14 protein-coding genes and 1 pseudogene are annotated in these 17,212 nt (G+C 72.3%); 10 read left to right on the top strand and 5 right to left on the bottom strand.

Annotation, left to right across the window (positions count from 1 at the left end; genetic code table 11):
* Positions 1-49: 49 nt before the first annotated feature.
* Positions 50-463: a DUF4307 domain-containing protein gene (locus tag OG295_RS12485; RefSeq protein ID WP_371676948.1), complete on the bottom strand. Its 414-nt coding sequence runs from the start codon at positions 461-463 to the stop codon at positions 50-52.
* Between the two features lie 106 nt (positions 464-569).
* On the opposite strand from OG295_RS12485, the gene mca reads away from it, so the two are divergent.
* Together mca and OG295_RS12475 are read left to right on the top strand one after the other, a co-directional pair.
* Positions 570-1,451 (top strand): mycothiol conjugate amidase Mca, encoded by an 882-nt coding sequence (gene mca, locus OG295_RS12480; protein WP_356219757.1) that lies wholly within the window; start codon positions 570-572, stop codon positions 1,449-1,451.
* Positions 1,452-1,453: 2 nt separating this feature from the next.
* Positions 1,454-1,690 (top strand): hypothetical protein, encoded by a 237-nt coding sequence (locus tag OG295_RS12475; RefSeq protein ID WP_371676947.1) that lies wholly within the window; start codon positions 1,454-1,456, stop codon positions 1,688-1,690.
* Between the two features lie 82 nt (positions 1,691-1,772).
* Here OG295_RS12475 and OG295_RS12470 read toward each other — a convergent pair whose 3' ends face one another.
* Positions 1,773-4,991, bottom strand: coding sequence for a tetratricopeptide repeat protein (locus tag OG295_RS12470; RefSeq protein ID WP_371676946.1), 3,219 nt, complete (start codon positions 4,989-4,991; stop codon positions 1,773-1,775).
* Positions 4,992-5,158: 167 nt separating this feature from the next.
* Between OG295_RS12470 and OG295_RS12465 the strand changes: the two genes are divergently transcribed.
* A complete protein-coding gene (locus OG295_RS12465; protein ID WP_371676945.1) occupies positions 5,159-5,326 on the top strand; it encodes a hypothetical protein in 168 nt (55 codons plus the stop codon).
* A 34-nt stretch (positions 5,327-5,360) separates the two neighbouring features.
* Positions 5,361-5,513: pseudogene (locus tag OG295_RS12460) on the top strand (DUF255 domain-containing protein); the annotation flags it as partial.
* Between the two features lie 332 nt (positions 5,514-5,845).
* Here OG295_RS12460 and OG295_RS12455 read toward each other — a convergent pair.
* From OG295_RS12455 to OG295_RS12445, 3 genes are all read right to left on the bottom strand, one after another.
* Positions 5,846-5,974, bottom strand: a complete 129-nt coding sequence (locus tag OG295_RS12455; protein ID WP_371676944.1) for a hypothetical protein — start codon at positions 5,972-5,974, stop codon at positions 5,846-5,848.
* The gene (locus OG295_RS12450; protein WP_371676943.1) at positions 5,968-6,381 is read right to left on the bottom strand and encodes a hypothetical protein; all 414 of its coding nucleotides are present in this window, start codon (positions 6,379-6,381) and stop codon (positions 5,968-5,970) included. The genes OG295_RS12455 and OG295_RS12450 overlap by 7 nt, the downstream gene beginning before the upstream one ends.
* A 128-nt stretch (positions 6,382-6,509) precedes the next feature.
* On the bottom strand, positions 6,510-7,076 hold the full coding sequence (locus OG295_RS12445; RefSeq protein WP_371676942.1) for a Uma2 family endonuclease: 567 nt from the start codon (positions 7,074-7,076) through the stop codon (positions 6,510-6,512).
* A gap of 197 nt (positions 7,077-7,273) precedes the next feature.
* Here OG295_RS12445 and OG295_RS12440 point away from each other — a divergent pair, with 197 nt between their 5' ends.
* The 6 genes from OG295_RS12440 to OG295_RS12415 all read left to right on the top strand — a co-directional run bounded on the left by OG295_RS12440 (position 7,274) and on the right by OG295_RS12415 (position 17,211).
* The gene (locus tag OG295_RS12440; RefSeq protein ID WP_371676941.1) at positions 7,274-9,325 is read left to right on the top strand and encodes a thioredoxin domain-containing protein; all 2,052 of its coding nucleotides are present in this window, start codon (positions 7,274-7,276) and stop codon (positions 9,323-9,325) included.
* 240 nt (positions 9,326-9,565) lie between these two features.
* Positions 9,566-10,855 carry a glycosyltransferase gene (locus tag OG295_RS12435; protein ID WP_371676940.1) on the top strand — a complete coding sequence of 430 codons (1,290 nt, stop codon included), beginning with the start codon at positions 9,566-9,568 and terminating at the stop codon, positions 10,853-10,855.
* Between the two features lie 185 nt (positions 10,856-11,040).
* Positions 11,041-12,684 carry an ArnT family glycosyltransferase gene (locus tag OG295_RS12430; RefSeq protein ID WP_371681173.1) on the top strand — a complete coding sequence of 548 codons (1,644 nt, stop codon included), beginning with the start codon at positions 11,041-11,043 and terminating at the stop codon, positions 12,682-12,684.
* 6 nt (positions 12,685-12,690) lie between these two features.
* Entirely contained in the window at positions 12,691-13,875 is a 1,185-nt protein-coding gene (locus OG295_RS12425) for a glycosyltransferase (RefSeq protein ID WP_371676939.1), read from the top strand.
* A 23-nt stretch (positions 13,876-13,898) separates the two neighbouring features.
* Entirely contained in the window at positions 13,899-16,319 is a 2,421-nt protein-coding gene (locus OG295_RS12420) for a galactose oxidase-like domain-containing protein (RefSeq protein ID WP_371676938.1), read from the top strand.
* Between the two features lie 127 nt (positions 16,320-16,446).
* Positions 16,447-17,211 carry a hypothetical protein gene (locus OG295_RS12415; RefSeq protein WP_371676937.1) on the top strand — a complete coding sequence of 255 codons (765 nt, stop codon included), beginning with the start codon at positions 16,447-16,449 and terminating at the stop codon, positions 17,209-17,211.
* Position 17,212: the final 1 nt, after the last annotated feature.

The following is a 17,212-nucleotide window of genomic DNA, read 5'->3' as shown; positions in this document are numbered from 1 at the left end:
GGGCTTCCGCCGGGCGTCGCGGGTCGGTGCGGGTCGGTGCGGGACCGGTTCAGCCGGCGGAGGCCGTCGCCTGGCAGCCGACGAGCTCGATCATCGTGGCCCGGCCGGTGGTCTTCAGCGTGACCAGCTCGTCCACCCGGCTGTCGCGCTGCGCGAAGGTGAAGTCCGCCCGGCCCACCTCGCCGTGCTCCTTGTCCTGGGAGATGAGGGTGCAGACGCCGGTGACCGAGGCCTCCTTGCGGACCTCCAGGTGCACCTTGACCTCGGAGTCCGACACGATCTGGAACTTGATCACCTCGGCGCTGACGGACTGCCCGCCGACGTAGTCCCAGCCGATCCACCCGACGGCGGCCAGCAGCCCGACACCGAGCACCGACCCGACGACCTTGAGCTTCCGGTCCGCACGCTCGTCCGCCGACCGGCCGTACCGGCCCTCCGGGAGCCCTTCGCGCACCGCGCTCATGATCGTTCCTCTCGCTGGGGAGGGCTGAGGCACCCTGGAATTTTCCGTCCCCCGATTCGGTCACTATAGAAGTTGTCTGTCGCGCCGAATCACAGAGGATCCTGTCTTGACCGAGCAGCTTCGACTGATGGCCGTCCACGCCCACCCCGACGACGAGTCGAGCAAGGGCGCGGCCACGATGGCCAAGTACGTGTCCGAGGGCGTCCCCGTGCTGGTGGTGACCTGCACCGGTGGTGAGCGCGGCTCCGTGCTGAACCCCAAGCTCCAGGGGGACAAGTACATCGAGGAGAACATCCACGAGGTCCGCGCCAAGGAGATGGACGAGGCCCGCGAGATCCTCGGCATCGAGCAGGAGTGGCTCGGCTACGTCGACTCCGGCCTGCCCGAGGGCGACCCGCTGCCGCCGCTGCCCGAGGGCTGCTTCGCGCTCGCGGACGTCGAGGAGGCCGCCGGTGAGCTGGTGAAGAAGATCCGCGCCTTCAAGCCGCAGGTCATCACCACGTACGACGAGAACGGCGGCTACCCCCACCCCGACCACATCATGACCCACAAGGTCACGATGGTCGCCTTCGACGGCGCGGCCGACACCGAGAAGTTCCCGGAGGCCGAGTACGGCGCCGCCCACCAGCCGCAGAAGCTCTACTACAACCAGGGCTTCAACAAGCCGCGCACCATCGCCCTGCACGAGGCCCTCCTCTCGCGCGGCCTGGAATCCCCCTACGGCGAGTGGCTGGAGCGGTGGAAGGAGTTCGAGCGCAAGGAGCGGACCCTGACCACCCACGTGCCCTGCGCCGACTTCTTCGAGATCCGTGACAAGGCGCTCATCGCGCACGCCACGCAGATCGACCCCGACGGCGGCTGGTTCCGCGTTCCCATGGAGATCCAGAAGGAGGTCTGGCCCACCGAGGAGTACGAGCTGGCGAAGTCGCTCGTCGACACTTCCCTCCCCGAGTCCGACCTCTTCGCGGGCATCCGGGAGAATGCGTAGCTATGAGCGCTACGCAGGCAGCAGTCACCCAGCTCCTTCCGCTGGCCGCCGACACCTTCGACAAGAACAAGGTGACCCCCGGACTCCTGGGCTTCATCGTGTTCGCCGCCCTCGCCCTCGGCGTGTGGGGCCTGATGAAGTCCATGAGCCGGCACATGGGCCGGGTCGACTTCCAGGAGGCCCCCGAGCCGGCCGCGGCCACCGCCGCCCCGGCCGCCGAGGGCACGAAGGCGCCGTAGGCCCCTGCCGCGCGTACGCCGTCCCGCCCGCACGTCGGCGGGGCGGCCTCCGCACGGGCGGGAGCGCCGGGCGCCCCCGCCGTCACTCCGACGCGCGGGCCGGCGCCGGCACGCCCATGACCTCCCGCGCCCGCAGGTCCGGGACCATGCCCAGACGCCACGCCTGCCAGCCCTCCGCCGCGTCCACACCCCGCTCCAGGACCACCGCGTACGTCTCCAGGCAGTCCGCCAGCCGCGCGTCCCGCAGCGGATGCGCAGCGGCCGCCAGCCGGGCCAGCTCGGCCCCCGCCTCCTCCACGGCGGCCGGCACCACGTACGGCAGGAGCGTGCAGCGCAGGAACCGCGCCCAGTCCTCGCCCCGCCGGTCCCCGTACGAGACGAACAGCCCGGCCGCCTCCTCGCACAGACCCACCGCCTGCGGCACCCGCCCGTTCCCCGCGTCGATCACCGCGAGCTCCAGACAGGTCCACCCCTCCCCGTGGGCCAGCCCGATCCGCCGGAAATCCGCCCGCGCGTCCACCAGCAACTGACGGGCGAAACCCGAATTGCGCAGGTTCCCCGTCTGCGCCGCCCGCTGGTCACGCGTGACCCGCCCCGACTGGTAGCGGGCGTGCGCCAGCCCGTACACGTCCCGCATCCGCGAGAACATCGTCCGCGCCCGCTCCAGCTCCCGCACCGCCCGGTCCCGCTCCCCGCCCTCCTCCAGCGCCTGCCCCAGGTAGTACAGCGTCCACGCCTCACCGCGGGCGTCCTCCGCCAGCCGGTGCCGCGCCAGCGCGTCCCGCAGCCGCTCCAGCGCCGGCTCCGGATCACCGTCCACCACCCGGGCCCGGCCCAGCTGCGTCAGCGCCCACGCCTGGCCGCGGTCGTCCCGCGTGCGCCCGTACAGCTCCAGCGCCAGCCCGAGCTCCGCCTCCGCCTCCGCCACGTCTCCCAGCCGCAGGTGGACCTGCCCCAGCTGGAAGTGCGCCCACGCCTCACCGTGCACGCTCTCGCTCTCCCGGTGCAGCGTCAGCGACTCCTCCAGCAGCTCCAGCGCCTCCGCCAGCCGCGCCCGGTCCCGCTCCACCGCCGCCAGCGCGTGCAGCCCCCACGCCCGGTCGCCCGCCAGCTCCGGCGCCTGCTGGAGCGCCAGCGCCTCGCGGATCCGCGCCGCCGCCTCCGGCAGGTTCCCCTGGTGGTGCAGCGTGATGCCGAGCGAGACCAGGGCCATGCCCGCCCCCGCCTCCTGCTCCGCCTCCTTGTACTGGTCCACCAGCGAGGTCAGCGTCGTACGCGACTTGTCCAGCTCACCGAGCTGGCGCGCCGCGATGCCCGTGCGCCACTGCACCGAACGGTTCAGCCGCCCCTGGTCCACCGCCCGCGTCAGCTCGTTGATCTCACCGAGCCGGTACAGGTCCCCGCGCAGCAGACAGAAGTCGCACAGCGCCCCCAGCAGGTCCAGCACCGCCTGCTGGTCCACCCCCTCCGAATGCCGCAGCGCCGCCGTGATGAAGCTCGACTCCTCGTCCAGCCACCGCAGCGCCGCGTCGAGCGAGGCGAAGCCGTGCCCGCCGAAGTGGTTCGCGCGCGTCGACATCTTCCCGTCGACCATCCGGATCACCGAGTCCGCGAGCTGCGCGTAGTCACGCACCAGCCGCTCGTGCGCGGCCGCCGCCTCCGCCCGGTCCTCGTCCGCCGCCAGCCGCGCGGCCGCGTACGCCCGTACCGCGTCGTGCATCCGGTACCGCTCCCCGCGCACGAGGTCCAGCAACCCGGCCCCGGCCAGCTCGCGCAGCAGCCGCCCGGCCTCCGCCCGGTCCGCGCCCGTCAGCGCCGCCGCCGCGGCGGCGCCCAGCGAGGCCCGCCCGGCCAGCGGCAGCCGCCGCAGCAGCCGGCGCCGGTCCTCAGGTAGGCGTACGTACGCCAGGTCCAGGGCGTGTTCCAGCGAGCCGTCCCCCGCGTCCGAGGCCCGCGCCGAGCCCAGCGGCGCCAGCACCCGCAGCGCCAGCGGCAGCCCCGCGCCGAGCTCCAGCAGCCCCGCAGCGGCCCCGGCGGCCGGCGCCGCCCCGGCCGCCGCCCGCGCCCCGGCGGCCAGCACCTCGGCCGCCTCCGCACCGGCCAGCCGCACCACCGGCAGCTGGTGCACCCACGCCTGCAGGTCGTCCGGCAGCTCCAGCGGCTCCCGGGCCGTCACCAGCACCAGGCTCTCGGTCCGCTCCGGCACCACGGCCCGCACCTGCGCCACGTCCACCGCGTCGTCCAGCACCACCGTCACCGGGAACCCCTGGAGGTGCTGGTGGTACAGCTCGCCGAGCCGGCGCACCTGCTGCTCCGCCGTGGCCCCCTCCCGGAAGAGGAGCTGCTCGCGCGGGGCACCCAGCCGGTTCAGCAGGTGCAGCAGCGCCTCCCGCGTCGACAGCGGGGGCTCACCGGGAGCCGAACCACCGCGCAGGTCGACCAGGCAGGCCCCGCGGAACTGGTCGCGCAGCGCGTGCGCCGCCCGCAGCGCCAGCGCGGTACGGCCCACCCCCGGCTCGCCGTGCAGCACCACCACGACGGGACGCGTCTCGGTGCTGGCCCGGGCGGCCTGCACCCACTGGGCGATCCGGGTCAGCTCCGCCCGCCGGCCCGTGAACAGGTCCCCGGCATCCGGCAGCTGCGCGAACGACTGCTCCAGCATGCTGCGCCTGCGGGCCTCCGCACTGCGGTCCGCCCCGCGCAGCGGCTGCGCCGCCCCGGCCCCCGCCCCGGCACCCCCGCCCCCGGCCGCCGCACCGTTGCGGATGCCGCGCGGCGGGGTGCGCACCGCACGCTGCTGCTCCAGGAAGGGCCGTATCCCCCGCACCTCCAGCGCCGTCAGCCACTGGAGCCGCAGCTGCTCCGGCCCGCCGGGGCGTCCCGCGGCCCCGGCGCGGCGGTTCGCGGCGGGCAGGTGCACGGCGGTCACCTTCGCCACCGTCGCCGCCGCCCCCGCGACGCCGACGACGACGCCCGCGCTGAGCGCCGTACCGGCGGAGACGCCGAAGGCCAGGTCCGCCCCGGCCGCGGCGGCGGCCGCCACCGCCGTCACCAGCAGGGCCGTCGAGGTGTTCCCGCGCCGGAACGCCTCGCCGAGCGACTCCTCCCCGGCCGCGGCCTCGTCCAGGGCCGCCACGTACGCCCCGTACTCCTCGGCCGCCGCCGCGGCGAGCCCGTCCAGGGCCTCCCGTCCGCGCGCCAGCAGGGCCTCCCGGCCGACCGGGGCATCCGCCCGCCGGACCTCCTCCTCGACGGCCCGCACCAGCAGCCGCTCGGCCTCGACACGATGGCTGTCCCGCATCGGCGTCCTCCTCGGAGCGTTCCGTGCAACGTGCGCCAAGTGTGCGGCGGGACCATCGTGAGCGCGAGGGAATCTGAGCTAGATCAGAGGGAGTTGACGCCTCTTCGGTCTTCCGCGTGCATATATGTACGCCCCGGCCCCGCCGTTGGCCCGCCTACGCTCGACGCATGCCCCGACGCCGGACGCCCGCCCTGCCGATCGCAACCCTGTGCGCCGCCCTCCTCGCCGCCCCGGCCCGCCACCCCGACCTGGCCCCCCGAGCCCACACCTGCACCCCGGACTGGCCCACCACCCGCGCCACCTGGACCGACGGCCTGGCGCCGCTGCTGCGCTGATGTCAGGTGCCGGGCGGTGCGGCCGGCCGGGCGCATGCCGAACCGCCCCGCGAACGAGACCTCTCCCTACCTCCTCCAGCACGCGGACAATCCCGTCGACTGGTGGCCCTGGTCCCCGGAGGCCTTCGCCGAGGCACGGGAGCGGGGGGTGCCGGTGCTGCTCGGCGTGGGGTATTCGAGCTGCCACCCGGTGCCAGTGAACTCGCAGACCGAGCAGTCCAGGTGCGTCATGTCTCTCTGACGATCACGCGTCTACCGCAGAGCTTCGACCCGTCGCGATGCCTGCCGGTCTCGGTGATAAGGGGCGCAGGATGTGCGTCGGCCGGGACGCAGGTCGTGCGCTGTCCGCGTGCACCGTAGGCGTGGTGCCGCGGGATCCACGGAGTGTGGTTCGTAGAGGGCGGGAACAGTACGCCGGTACAGCTCGTCGGCCCGGAGGCCGACGAGCGCCGGCCCTCGGCACTCCTGGTCTTGGGCGCTGCTGGTCCTCGGCGCCGCCGGGCCATGGCTCGCCCGTACTCACCTTCCGTACTGACGGAGCAGGTCGACCATGTTGCGGATCTCGCGCAGTCCGTTGAGGTGGGCCGCGAAGGCCTTACGGTCGAGCGGCCAGCCCAGCCGGTCCCACTGCTGCTGATTGCTCAGCACCGTCTGGTAGTCGCCGTACCCCAGTGGTCGCAGGAGGTGAGCTTGCGTCGTCCGTCCGGGTCGCAAAGAGCGATCACCTCTGTCAGGTCCAGCTCCCGCGAGATGACCCGACGCAGCTGCCGGTCGAGATCGCCGATGAGGAGGAACGGCCGTGCCGTGGCCCCGTATTCGGCGGCGAGGGCCGCGACGGTGATGATTCCAGCGATCTTGTTCGTCTGATCCTTGACCAGCAGGAAGGCGAACTGTTCGAGGAGGGGCGGGACGTCGATCAGGTGGTCGGCGTAGCTGACGGCGTGCGCTTTGACGACGGCCTTCGAGAAGGGGGCTTTCCCATGCCGGCCCGTAAGTGATCGTTCAGCGGTGCCCGGCCAGAAACCGATCAAGGTCAGATAGACGGAAGATCGCACCAATCGGGGCAGCTGACTGCGGAACCGTGGCGCATCTGGCTCGGAGGTGGGTGAGTGTTGCGATCGCCCGCGAACAACGACTGTCCGAGTGCTATCGGCCGGATGTCGAAGCGAGAACCTCTCCGTCCTTACATGACCCCGAGATCGACCGTGAGGGAGAAGGGCGCGGTGGCCTTGACCGTGCCGGTGAACATTTCGCCGTCTCGGTACGCCCTGGTGGCGGGATCGAGGATGTAGGTGTAGACGATCGGGACGCCGGTGGCGGCCTGCTCGACCCGCCAGTAGAAGGGGATGCCGGCCTTGGCGTACTGGTCTACCTTCACAATCCGGTCAGTGGTTTCCGAGCCGGGCGACACGACCTCGACGACCAGGAGTACGTGCTCGGGTCGGGTAGGCGTGAGGTCGATGGTCTCCGCCCGGTAGACGATGACGTCCGGGCGGCGGTTGGTGAGCGGAACGTCCTGCAGGCGAACGTCGAAGTCCGTGTCCGCGTTCCAGTCCGGGCCCGCGGCGGCGTCCAGGGCATTGGCCAGGACTCGCGCCAGCCGGTTGTGCCGTTTGGAGGCGCTCGGACTCACGGCGACCATCCCGTCCACGATCTCGATGCCGGCGCACTGCTCCTCGGACCAGGAGTCGTACTGTTCCGCGCTGATCTGTGCGTGCATCCACGCGGGCGCCACCATCTCGGCGGTCATGGTGTACCTCCTTCGAGGAGCCTCGGCAGGTCCGGCGCTGCTTCGCCCAGCCTACTGTTCCGAGATGCGCGGCCGCCCGACATGGAGGGGAGGGAGCCGCCCACCGCGTGATGGCTCACGACTGCGATTCGGCCAAGTGAGGCGGGTCCGTGAGGGGTTTCGCCGGTCGCGCCGGGCGTTGTGAGAGGCTGGGTCGCATGAACCGGTTGGCTGGCATGACCTCGCCTTATCTGCTTCAGCACGCTGATAATCCGGTCGACTGGTGGCCGTGGGGACCCGAGGCGTTCGAGGAGGCTGAACGGCGCAATGTGCCCGTTCTGCTTTCGGTTGGATACTCTGCGTGTCATTGGTGCCATGTCATGGCGCATGAGTCCTTCGAGGACGACGCCGCCGCCGCCTTCATGAACGAGCACTTCGTCAACGTCAAGGTGGACCGCGAGGAGCGGCCCGACATCGACGCCGTCTACATGGAGGCCGTGCAGGCCGCGACCGGGCAGGGCGGCTGGCCCATGACCGTGTTCCTGACGCCGGACGCCGAGCCCTTCTACTTCGGCACCTACTTCCCGCCCGAGCCCCGCCACGGGATGCCCTCCTTCACGCAGGTGCTCGAAGGCGTGCGGACCGCCTGGGTCGGCAGGCCCGAGGAGGTCGCCGAGGTCGCGCAGCGGATCGTACGGGACCTGGCCGGGCGGCAGTTGGACTACGGCAAGGCCGGCGTGCCCGGTCCCGAGGAGCTGGCCGGGGCGCTGCTCGGGCTGACGCGGGAGTACGACGCCGTGCGCGGGGGCTTCGGCGGCGCGCCGAAGTTCCCGCCGTCCATGGTGCTGGAGTTCCTCCTGCGCCACCACGCCCGCACCGGCTCCGAGGGCGCCCTCCAGATGGCCGTCGACACCTGCGAGGCGATGGCCCGGGGCGGGATCTACGACCAGCTGGGCGGCGGGTTCGCCCGGTACTCCGTGGACCGGGAGTGGGTGGTGCCCCACTTCGAGAAGATGCTCTACGACAACGCGCTGCTCTGCCGCGTGTACGCCCACCTCTGGCGGGCCACCGGATCGGACCTCGCGCGGCGGGTCGCGCTGGAGACCGCCGACTTCATGGTCCGCGAACTGCGCACCGAGCAGGGCGGATTCGCCTCCGCCCTCGACGCGGACAGCGAGGACCCGGTCAGCGGGAAGCACGTAGAGGGGGCCTACTACGCGTGGACGCCGGCGCAGTTCGCCGAGGTGCTCGGCGAGGACGACGGGGCCCTGGCGCAGGCGTACTTCGGGGTGACGCGGGAGGGCACCTTCGAGCACGGCGCCTCGGTGCTGCAGCTGCCCCAGGACGGCCCCGCCCTCGACGCGGAGCGCCTCGCCGGGATCAAGGAGCGGCTGCTCGCCTCCCGGGCGCGGCGCCCCGCGCCCGGCCGGGACGACAAGGTCGTCGCCGCCTGGAACGGGCTGGCCATCGCGGCGCTCGCCGAGTGCGGGGCGTACTTCGAGCGCCCGGACCTGGTCGAGCGGGCCACCGAGGCCGCCGACCTGCTCGTACGGGTCCACATGGACGGTTCCGCCCGCCTGGCCCGCACCAGCCGTGACGGCCGGGTCGGTCCCAACGCCGGGGTGCTGGAGGACTACGGCGACGTCGCCGAGGGCTTCCTGGTGCTGGCCTCCGTCACCGGTGAGGGGGTGTGGCTGGAGTTCGCCGGCTTCCTCGTGGACCTGGTGATGGCCCGCTTCGCCGCCGAGGACGGCTCGCTCTACGACACCGCGCATGACGCCGAGCGGCTGATCAGGCGGCCGCAGGACCCCACCGACACGGCCGCCCCCTCCGGCTGGACGGCCGCCGCCGGCGCGCTGCTCTCGTACGCCGCGCACACCGGTTCGCAGCCCCACCGCACGGCGGCCGAGCGGGCGCTGGGCGTGGTGCACGCCCTCGGGCCGCGCGCCCCGCGCTTCATCGGGCACGGCCTGGCGGTGGCGGAGGCGCTCGTGGACGGGCCGCGCGAGGTGGCCGTCGTCGGGCATCCGGACGATCCGGCGCGGGCCGCGCTGCACCGGACCGCGTTGCTGGGGACGGCTCCCGGGGCGGTGGTGGCGGTGGGTCTGCCGCGTGCGGCGGACGGGAGCGGCGGGGAGTTCCCCCTTCTGGCCGAGCGCACACTTGTTCGCGACCTTCCGACGGCGTACGTGTGCCGGCACTTCGTCTGCGCGCGTCCTACGACCGAACTGGTCGATTTGGCGGACCAGTTGGGCGCGGTTCGTCCCTGAAGTACCCGGAGTACCGTCAATTCCGGTTGTTGTACATCAACTCCGAAACGTGGTTTTTATCTGGGCGGCGCCTCCGCTTCACGTTCCCTGCCTAATCTCATGGCTTCGGGATTCGCCGAGCCGCGCACTGGGGGGTGCGCACGAGGGGGAAGCGGAGGCGCCGGGCCGGGGGGCCCGTGATCCGCCTCCGGGGGGTTTTCGATCGCCGCCTGGGGTTGCGGCATGTCTGTGGGGGACAGTTTGTACACTTCTGTGTTCATTGCTGCCATTTCGCTGGCGCTCTTCTGGATGGCCGCCTTCACCCTGTGGTGGCAGATGCACGCGTGGCGCACGCCGGAGACGCTCGCGTCGACCCGGTTCGACCGCCCCGACGGCGGCGGCCGGCTGGCCTTCTCGCTGCTCCTGCCCGCCCGCCACGAGCAGGCCGTCCTGGAGCACACGATCGACCGGCTCCTCGAATCGAGCCACACCGACTACGAGATCATCGTGATCGTCGGCCACGACGACCCCGAGACGGCGGCCGTCGCCGAACGCGCCGCCGCCCGCGCGCCCGAACGGGTCCGCGTCGTCACCGACCACCACGAGGCGAAGAACAAGCCGAAGGCCCTCAACACCGCGCTCCCGCACTGCCGGGGCGACATCGTGGGCGTCTTCGACGCCGAGGACCAGGTCCACCCGGAGCTCCTCGCCCACGTCGACCACGCCTTCCGGGCCACCGGGGCGGACGTGGTGCAGGGCGGCGTACAGCTGATCAACTTCCACTCCAGCTGGTACAGCCTGCGCAACTGCCTGGAGTACTTCTTCTGGTTCCGCTCCCGGCTCCACCTGCACGCCGAGAAGGGCTTCATCCCGCTCGGGGGCAACACCGTCTTCGTGCGCACCGAGGTGCTGCGCGAGGCGGGCGGCTGGGACCAGAACTGCCTCGCCGAGGACTGTGACCTGGGCGTGCGGCTCTCCTCCGTCGGCAAGAAGGTGGTCGTCGCCTACGACTCCGACATGGTCACCCGCGAGGAGACGCCGGGCTCGCTGATGAGCCTGCTCAAGCAGCGGACCCGCTGGAACCAGGGCTTCCTCCAGGTCTACCGGAAGAAGGACTGGCGGCAGCTGCCGGGCCGCGGCCAGCGCTGGCTGGCCCGCTACACGCTGATGACCCCCTTCATGCAGGCGGCCTCCGGGGTGATCATCCCGGTGAACTTCGCCGTCGCGGTCTTCCTCGACGTGCCGGTCGGCATCGCGATCATCACCTTCCTGCCCATGATCACCGCGCTGGTGACCTTCGTGTTCGAGATCGTCGGCCTCCACGACTTCGGCCGCCAGTACGGCCTGCGGGTCCGTTTCGTGCACTACGTCAAGCTCGTCGTCGGCGGCCCCTTCTACCAGGTGATGCTGGCGGGCGCCGCGATCCGGGCGGTCTGGCGCGAGCAGCGCGGCCGCAACGAGTGGGAACTGACCAGCCACACCGGCGCCCACCTGACCGGGGCGACGGCCTCCACCGCTTCCACCGCGATCCGAGAGGACAGCCACCGGTGACCGCCACCCTGCCCACGGCCACTGATCCCCAGCCTCAGCCCGGACCCGGCGAAGCCTCCGCCGGTGAAGCCTCCGCCACCCTGCCCGTCCGCCCCCGGGCCGGCACGGGCGCCGCGACCGCCATCGCGAACGCGAACGCGACCGCCACCGCAACCTCCACCGCAACCTCCGCCTCCACCACCGCCATCGAGCCCAGAGTCCCCGCCCAGCGCCGCCCCGGCGGTCCCGGCACCGGCCCCGGCGGCGGCCTCGGCGTCCGCCCTCCCGCGCCCGCCCGGCCCCTGGTCCGCTTCCGCTCCTCCCGCCCCGACCTGCTGCTCTGCGCCACCCTGCTGCTGGCGATCCTCCTCGTCCAGGGCTGGAACATCACCCACTTCCCGACCCTGAGCGACGACGAGGGCACGTACCTCGCCCAGGCCTGGGCCGTCCAGCAGGGCAAGGGCCTCGCCCACTACACCTACTGGTACGACCACCCGCCGCTCGGCTGGATCCAGGTGGCCGGGCTGACGTACCTGCCCTCCCTCTTCGTGCCCGACTGGATGACGGTCGCGCCGATGCGGTTCTCGATGCTCGCCGTCTCCGGTGCCAGCTCGGTGCTGATCTACGTGCTCGCCCGCCGGCTCTGGCTGCCGCGCTGGGCGGCCGGGCTCGCGATGGCCCTCTTCGGGCTCTCCCCGCTCTCCGTCGTGCTCCAGCGGGAGATCTTCCTCGACAACCTCGCCGTGATGTGGATGCTGCTGGCCTTCTGCCTCGCCGCGTCCCCCAGCCGCCACCTCTGGCACCACTTCGGCTCGGGTCTGGCCGCCGCCACCGCCGTCCTGACCAAGGAGACGATGCTGGTGGTGCTCCCGGCGCTGCTGGTGACGATGTGGCGCCACAGCCACCGCGACACCCGCAAGTTCGCCGTCACCGGAGCCGTCACCGCCTGTGCCCTGATCGGGCTCTCGTACCCGCTGTACGCCCTGCTCAACGGCGAACTGCTACCCGGCGCCGGACACGTCTCCCTGATCGACGGCATCACCTACCAGATGGGCCGCCCCGGCTCCGGGTTCATCCTCGACCCCGGCTCCGGCTCGTACGGCGTGTTCCGGTCCTGGCTCTACTACGACACCGTCCTGCCGCTCGGCGGGCTCGCCGGCGCCGTCCTGCTGCTGGCCACCACCCGCTGGTCGGTCACCGCACGGGCCCTGGCCGGACCGGCCCTGGCCGCCGTGATCCTCGCGCTCGTCGCACTGCGGCCCTCCGGCTACCTGCCCGCCATGTACGTCATCCAGGCCCTGCCCTTCCTCGCCCTGGTCCTCGCCGCGGCGGCGGCCAGCGTCACCCACGCCGTCCTGCGCCGCCGCCGCACCCCGGGGGAGCGCCGCGCCCTGGTGTGCGCGCGCTGGGCGCTGACCGTCGCCCTCGCCGCCTCCGCCGCCGTCTACGTCCTGCCGCGCTGGTACGACGGCAACCGCACCGCCCTCACCGTCGACGCGAACGCCCCCTACCGGCAGGCCGCCGCCTGGCTCGGCACGGTCGCCGAACCGGCGAACACCCGCGTCCTCGTGGACGACGCCCTCTGGCTCGACGCTGTTCACCACGGTTTTGCACCCGGAACGGGCGCCATCTGGTTCTACAAGGCGGACCTCGACCCGGCCGTCACCAAGACCCTGCCGCGCGGATGGCGGGACATCGACTACGTCGTCTCCTCGCCCACCGTGCGTCGTGATGCGGCGGACCTGCCCAACGTGAAGGCTGCACTGGAGCATTCGACCGCGGTCGCCGTCTTCGGTACGGGCGAGGACCGTGTCGAGATCCGCCGCACCGACCGCGAGAGTGGGAGCTGAACCACCATGAGCGAGGACCTGTGGCCCCCGCGCGCCCTGGACGCGCCGGAGGCCGCCGCGGGGCGGGCACCCGCCCCCGGCAGCGTCACAGTGATCATCCCGACCTTCAACGAGGCGGCGAACGTGGGGGAGTTGCTGAGCAGACTCCGCACCTCGCTGCCCGTCGGCCCGCCCTGCGAGGTGCTCTTCGTCGACGACTCCACCGATGACACACCGGCCGTGATCGAGAAGGCCGCCGCGGACTGCCCCTTCCCGGTGGCGGTCCTGCACCGGCAGGTCGCCGAGGGCGGCCTCGGCGGGGCCGTCGTCGAGGGCGTCAAGCGGGCCGGCTCCGAGTGGATCGTCGTCATGGACGCCGACCTCCAGCACCCTCCCCACCTCGTCCCCGAACTGCTCGGCGAGGGCACCCGCACCGGCGCCGATCTGGTCGTCGCCTCCCGCTACGTCGCCGGCGGCAGCCGGGCGGGCCTCGCCGGGAGCTACCGCGTCGCCGTCTCGCGCGGTGCGACCTGGCTGGCCAAGGGCCTCTTCCCGCGCGCCCTGGGCGGGATCAGCGACCCGATGAGCGGCTTCTTCGCGATGCGCCGCTCCGCGGTGAGCGCCGACGCCCTCAAGCCCCTCGGCTACAAGATCCTGCTGGAACTGGCCGTCCGCTGCCGCCCCGCGAAGACCGCCGAGGTCCCCTTCGTCTTCCAGGACCGCTTCGCCGGGGAGTCCAAGTCCGGTGCCCGCGAAGGGATCCGCTTCCTCGCGCACCTGGCCGCCCTGCGCTCCGCGAGCCCGCTCGCCCGGATGGTCGGCTTCGGCCTGATCGGCCTCTCCGGCTTCGCCCCGAACCTGCTGGCCCTGTGGCTCCTGACCCACGCCGGGGTGCAGTACCTGGCCGCCGAGGTCCTCGCCAACCAGGCCGGGGTGCTGTGGAACTTCCTCCTCATCGAGACCCTGCTCTTCCGCGACCGCCGCCGCCACCGTCACTGGGCGGACCGGATCGGCCGTTTCGCCCTCCTCGCCAACGCCGATCTGCTCCTGCGGATCCCGCTCATCGCGCTGTTCGTCGCCCGGCTCGGCCTCGGCGTCCTGCCCGCGACGGCCCTCGCGCTCGTGACCACCTTCGTCCTGCGCTTCGCCGCCACCGAAGCCCTCGTCTACCTGCCGCGCAAACCCCGTGCGGCGGCCCCACCCGGGAGTTGAGCCGCACCGAAAGGACACCCCGCATGCAGAGGAAGATCCGACGGAGGTCAGGGCGCCGGGCCGCCCTCCTCGCCGTCGGGGCGATGACCGCCGGCCTGCTGCTCACCGCACCGCAGCAGGCCACGGCCGGACCGCCCAACCTGCTCACCAACCCCGGTTTCGAGACCGCCGGACCGGCCGGCGCCGACATGCCCTCCTGCTGGGAGAAGTCCGGCTGGGGCGACAACGACTTCACCTTCGCCACCGTCGCCGACGCGCACGGCGGCACCAAGGCCATGAAGGTCTCCCTCACCCGCCGCGTCGACGGCGACCGCAAGGCCCTGGTCACCGAGAACGCCACCTGCGCCCCCACCGTCACACCGGGCAGGCAGTACGACCTGTCCGCCTGGTACAAGTCGAACACCCCCGACGTCTCCGTGACCGTCTTCCGCCACGACACCACCGCCGGCTGGCAGTACTGGACCGACCTGCAGAACCCGCCGGTCAGCGCCGCCTGGGCGCGCACGGAGGTCCGTACGCCCACCGTCCCGCCGAACACCGACAAGATCACCTGGGGGCTGTCGGTCTACGGCGTCGGCACCGTCACCACCGACGACTACGCGGTGGAGGAGGTCGGGGCCGTCCCGCCCCAGCCCGCCTGCACGGGCACGCCCGACCAGTGCGCCAAGGGCAAGTGGGAGGTGATGGCCGCCCAGAACCCGGTCCGCTCGATGCACGCCGTGGTCCTCAGGAACGGCAAGGTGCTGCTGATCGCGGGATCGGGCAACGACATATCCCAGTTCAACGCCGGGACCTTCACCTCCGCCGTGTACGACCCGGTGGCCGGCTCGGTCAGGACGATCCCGACGCCGGTGGACATGTTCTGCTCCGGCCACGTGCAACTGGCGGACGGCCGGGTGCTGGTGATGAGCGGCAACAAGGGCTACCCGTCGGCCGACGGCAAGATCGGATACCAGGGGCTGAAGGACTCGTACGTCTTCGACCCGGCGACCGAGACGTACACGAAGACCAACGACATGAACGGCGGCCACTGGTACCCGTCCGCCACGATCCTCGGCAACGGCGACGTGATCTCCTTCGGCGGTCTGAAGGAGGACTCCACCGGCAACGTCACGGCGGAGAAGTTCTCGGCGGCACAGGGCAGGTGGCTGCCGATGAACCAGGTCAACCAGACCTGGTCGTACTGGGGCCTGTACCCCTCGATGATCCTCATGCAGGACGGCCGGCTCTTCTACTCCGGCAGCCACACCTTCGGCAACGGCACGGCCGGATCCGGCTCCTCGATCTACGACTACGACGCCAACACCGTCACGGACGTGCCCGGACTGCGAGGGAAGGACGCGCGCGACGAGTCGGCGAGCGTGCTGCTGCCCCCGGCCCAGGACCAGCGGGTGCTCACCATCGGCGGCGGCAACAACGAGAGCAACCCGCCCGCGAACCGTCTCACCGACATCATCGACCTCAAGAAGCCGAGCCCCGGATACACCGCGGGCCCCGACCTCCCGCAGGGCCTCGTCGACGCGGGCGCCGGCAAGCGCCCGCAGACCGGCGCCGAGGGCAAGATGTACGTGTCCGCGGTGCTGCTGCCGGACGGCAAGGTCCTGGAGACCGGCGGCGGGCTGCACGACCGGGCCGACCCGGTCTTCGAGGCCTCCTTCTTCGACCCGGCGAACAACACCTACCAGCCGGGCCTGGCCACCGACCCGATCCCGCGCACCTACCACTCGGGCGCCTTCCTGCTGCCCGACGGCCGGGTCATGTCGGTCGGGGACAACCCGGGCAACGGCACGTACAACCACGCGGTGTCGATCTACACCCCGCCGTACCTCTTCAAGGGCCCGCGCCCCCGGCTCACCTCGGTGATCGACACCGAGTGGGTCTACGGCGACACGCAGCGGATCACCGTGGACCGGCCGATCGCCAAGGCGGAACTGATCCGCCCGGCGGCCGTCACCCACTCCTCCGACCCCAACCAGCGGTTCGTGGACCTCCCCATGACCGTCGTCAACAACACCACCATCGACCTCAACGTCACCAGCAACCCCAACCTGGCGCCGCCCGGCTGGTACATGCTCTTCGGCGTCGACGCGAACGGAGTCCCCTCGGTCGCCACCTGGGTCCACCTCGGCGGAGCCCCGGCGCTCGCGGCCGCACAGGGCAGCCAACCGACCGCCCACGAACACTCCTTCGCGAACGAACTGGCCGCCCCGAAGCCCAACCCGCAGCAGCGCGACGCCGCCCCGGTCCCCCCGACCGTGGCCGGCTGCGACCGCCACTACGGCACGGCGAGCCTGTGCGTCCCGGCGAACTTCCCGGCGGAGGTCGAGAAGACCACCCGGGCGCGCTGCGACTGGCTGGCCTCCCACCTGTTCCCCCGGCGGATGAAGGTCAACGGCAGCGACCCGCTGCGCCTGGACCCCGACGGCGACGGTCACGCCTGCTAGCAGGCTCCTCCGCCGGTCCCGGTCCCGGCCCCGCCCCGCCCCCGCCCCCGTACCGGCCCGGTACGGGGACGGGGCCGGCCCCGTCGCCCGGAATGCGGGTCCCGGTCCGCCGTGCGATAACGGCACCATGAAGCAGCTCCCGACGGCCACGGCCGCAGAAATCAAGATCAGCTTCGTCGGAGCGGAGGCCGGGACGGCGTTCGACGCGCTGGAGCTCGACCGCGAGGAGGGCCGCTCGCGGGCCGTCCACTTCTGGGACCGGCCGGTGGAGTCGGCAGGCGGCGCGATCGCGCTGCCCCTGCTGGACCGGGGGCTCGTCCTGCGCCTGCGCCGGGACGAGGCCGGGCCGGGGTCCAAACACAAGGCGGACCTGACCGTCAAACTGCGCCCGTGCACCCCGCTGCCGCAGCACTGGCAGGAGGAGCGCGAGGAGGAGCACTGGGAGTACCGGATCGAGGAGGACCGGGCCGGGCCCGATTTCGGCCCTGTCCTGGCGGCCTCGCTGGAGGCCGACCGGGAGTTCGACGAGGCCCTCGACACCGAACGGGGCTCCCTCGGCGATCTGGTCACCAAGCCGCAACTGGAACTGCTGGAGGCGGCCGACGCGGACGGGGAGGACCTCGACGCCCTGACGGCGCTGGGCCCGGTGCACGCCGTCAAGTGGAAGCAGGACTGGGACGGGCTGCCCGGATCCGTGGCGATCGAGGAGTGGACCACCGACGGCGGACTGCGGTTCCTGGAGGTGTCGGTCCGCGCGGACGTCGCCGACGCGCCCCGGGTCCAGGACCTGCTCGGGGACGGCCTGCGCGACCGCGGCCTCACCCCGCCGCGGACGGGCGAGACGAAGACCCGGGCCGTACTGACCGCCCTGGCCCGCGACCTCCTGCGCTGAC

The organism is Streptomyces sp. NBC_01276, assembly GCF_041435355.1.
Classification (GTDB): Bacteria; Actinomycetota; Actinomycetes; order Streptomycetales; family Streptomycetaceae; genus Streptomyces.
This window is presented reverse-complemented; position numbering and strand designations above follow the sequence as displayed.